The 3,175-nt window shown below is 32.9% G+C and carries 3 protein-coding genes; all 3 read left to right on the top strand.

The window, feature by feature from the left end; all coding sequences use genetic code 11:
* The first annotated feature begins 194 nt into the window (after window positions 1-194).
* Window positions 195-728, top strand: a complete 534-nt coding sequence (locus DI060_RS18735; RefSeq protein ID WP_108978540.1) for a hypothetical protein — start codon at window positions 195-197, stop codon at window positions 726-728.
* A 305-nt stretch (window positions 729-1,033) separates the two neighbouring features.
* Window positions 1,034-1,744, top strand: a complete 711-nt coding sequence (locus DI060_RS18730) for a hypothetical protein (RefSeq protein ID WP_108978539.1) — start codon at window positions 1,034-1,036, stop codon at window positions 1,742-1,744.
* 210 nt (window positions 1,745-1,954) lie between these two features.
* Window positions 1,955-2,743, top strand: coding sequence for a hypothetical protein (locus DI060_RS18725; protein WP_135355110.1), 789 nt, complete (start codon window positions 1,955-1,957; stop codon window positions 2,741-2,743).
* Window positions 2,744-3,175: the final 432 nt, after the last annotated feature.

Below are 3,175 nucleotides of genomic sequence, written 5' to 3'. Positions count from 1 at the left end.
GTCGGAATTAAAAAAGAGGGAGATACTTACTCCATCTGGTTTGCTAATAATAAATTAGGTGTTATAGACAAGGATTTTTTCTTGCTTATTTCTGACCCCAATGCATACAAAGATCATAAACCAAGAAAGGTTACTAAAAAGCGTTACCCTTCTACTGCCGCTTAACCGTTACCTATCTCCTGAAGTCATACCCCATGAATTCTTTCACAAATAAAATAATTAAATTAGCGGAAGTAGAGAATAATCTTATAATCAAAAATGAGGAAATTTCCAAAGAAAGGGAAATAAGAAAATTTCAGGAAATTCAAGCAAAAATAAAGAAAGAATACAATAATATTTATGAAGAGTATCTCGAAATTTTTAAAAGTGAATCAGATTTCGAAGCTTTAAAAAGATTAATTTTTTTACAGTGGTATGCTCAAGCAGAACCTCCAAATTTAATTTCGCTACCAAATTTTTCCAATGTATACCAAAATGAAATTATGCAATCTTTAGAAAGCCTTTTTAAGCTCAAGAAGATAGATAATGAATTTAAATTGATGTTAAGATGGTATTACTCAAATACGGATTGGTATTTCAGACTTTATAGAATTCCATTTCTCCAAAAGTATTTAGAGGAAAATAAAGATATACCTTTTGAAATAAATACTGGAAATTTTAAATTCGATAAAAGAGGATTGATGGGCATCTATTGGAACAGTCTAAATAGAAAAATAAAAGATAATTAAGAGTTTCTATTTCTTACATCCCATTGAACAATAACAGTAAAACGAACTTTTAAATTGAAAGTAAAATTTATAATTTGAAACTCTAAATTTTGAAAATTGGGTAACGTCGTATAACTGCGGCTGACACGCTCCGCTCGGGACTTTCGCCCTCGCTCGGCCTAAAGGCACATTGTCCTCCGTCACGCTTCTTGCTCCGCAAGAAGTCGCGCCGACGCTAACGTCTCTGCGAGACTCAGCTACGGACAACGTCGTGTAGCCTAGTTCGTTATGCGAAATTTGCTTTTCCTTTTATTTAAATAGTCAAAATGGAAATTATTCGAATTTTTAAAAAAACAAGATTTCTTCTTTTTATAATTTCTGAAATCTCTTGTATTCAAAGTTTTGAATTGGCACAAGATCAGTTTAATTTAAAACAGGCTAATTTTAGATACCAGAATGAAGCTACAATAATTTACGACAAATCCTACCTTAACTCAGATTTAAAAAAGAATCTTTACTTTCGATATAGATTTTTACCTTTCTTAATACCGTATTACGAATCCATTCCTATTTATGAATTAACTTCTAGCCATAAAGTTATCATTCATTACGATGAAGAACTTTTCAAAAAATTAAAAAATCAAAATTTTAATGTAAATTTAGTTGAGGATCCTTTCTATACTTCGGAACTTAATCTTTTTTATACCAATCCTGAAAATTCAGACGAAGTTTATTTCCCTACTATTATTTTAATGATTAACTCTACTACATTTCATCATAGACTTACTACAAGTCGAGGAATGAGACTTTTCATAATTATGAGATTTTCAATATTTACTAGAAGCGGAGAAGAAGTCGCTTTTTGCCAAAAACATTTATTTCAGAATATCTTTTCAAATGATTTCTTTTTAGATTATATCCTCCTTGATAACTCTCCTTTTTTAAAAGATTTAAATGGTTTTAATTATACTAACAACGATAATATTATTTATCTGAAAATAAATGAATGCAAAAAAGAGCTCTTTAATGCAATTTAATTTTATTTTGGGAAAAAGCAAACTTCGCATAACTGCGGCTGACACGCTTCGCTTCGGGACTGTCGCCCTCGCTCGGTCTGCGACACATAGGCTTTCTGTCACTCCCCTTGCATACGCAAGTGTCGTGCCAGTCCCTAACGTCCCTTTCCGGGACTCAGGGTCAGCCTACGTCGTGTAGCCTAGTTCGTTATGCGTAATTCCTTAAATCATATGAATACTATTGATAAAAATAGAATGTATTTTTCCGCATTATATGACTTTGCTTATTTGGAGAAACATTTTATTAATTCACCAAATTTTCGATCATCCTTCTCAGTAAGATGGGAATTCATCGAGAACGAAATAAGAGATGCAATCACAGATTCCGTTCCACTACCCGACCTTTTTCATCACTTACAAATTAGTCATGCGTTCATAGAAAAATTTCTAAAATATCTCATATCCAACTTTGATAATGATATAACAATAAATCAATTGATTGGTTATAAACACAATATTCAAAAACTATTGAAACATACAAAGAAAATAAATTATGATTTAGATTCTAAACTTGAAAACGAAGAATATAATTTATTGGAAACAATATCAAAAATGGATTTTCCTAGTCTTCGCTATACACAGCCTCAAGTTTTTACCATCAATTTCAGAACTCTGAAAAATCTGATTTTAAAAATCTTTGTATTATTAAAGGAAATACGATTCGAAAATACAAAATCTATTTCTAAAGAAGAGCAAAAATCAAAAAAAGATGGTCGAATTTTTGGCCATCTTGTAAAGAAAATAGCACCAAAAAAATTTAATAAGAATAGATTTGAACAAATTTTAACATCCGATAAGATTTCAAATTCTCAAAGAGAACTAATTCAAAAATCTTATCAAAATAGTGATTCAGATGTATTGCTTGTTGGTAATGAAAATGATTTAGAATTAATTTCTGCCATTGAAATAGCTGGTGAAGAAGTCTGGGATTTTGGAGAGATACGATTTGAAATTACGTAGGTATACAGACGGAACTACGCATAACAGCGACTTAACGCTACGCTTCGGGACAAGCCCTCGCTCGGGCTACGCCACATTCCTCTTCTGTCACTCGCTTGCATACGCAAGCTATGTGCCAGTCCCTAACGTCCCTTCGGGACTCAGGGTCGAGGAACGTCGTTAAGTCTAGTTCGTTATACGAAATGGACTTATAGTATGACTCAGGACATGGGTAACACTTTTGTAGCAAGACATAGGTAACACTTTCTGGTTTCTCATCCCCTAGAACACCTTTACAGGAGGGCTATGGGGATGCCTTGGAAGGAGAATCAGATCGTGGATTTAAGATTAGAATTCGTTATGGCGAGCTTTGAGAAAGGTATCAATTTCACTCAGCTCTGTGCAGAATATGGGATATCTACAAAGTGTGGATACAAATGGAAAGAAAGGTGT

It is taken from the genome of Leptospira ryugenii (assembly GCF_003114855.1).
Lineage (GTDB): Bacteria > Spirochaetota > Leptospiria > Leptospirales > Leptospiraceae > Leptospira_A > Leptospira_A ryugenii.
This window is presented reverse-complemented; position numbering and strand designations above follow the sequence as displayed.

Bases quoted from the DNA above. Each gene is read 5' to 3' on its own strand.
- DI060_RS18730 (WP_108978539.1), top strand. From the start codon at position 1,034: ATGGAAATTATTCGAATTTTTAAAAAAACAAGATTTCTTCTTTTTATA.
- DI060_RS18735 (WP_108978540.1), top strand. From the start codon at position 195: ATGAATTCTTTCACAAATAAAATAATTAAATTAGCGGAAGTAGAGAAT.
- DI060_RS18725 (WP_135355110.1), top strand. From the start codon at position 1,955: ATGAATACTATTGATAAAAATAGAATGTATTTTTCCGCATTATATGAC.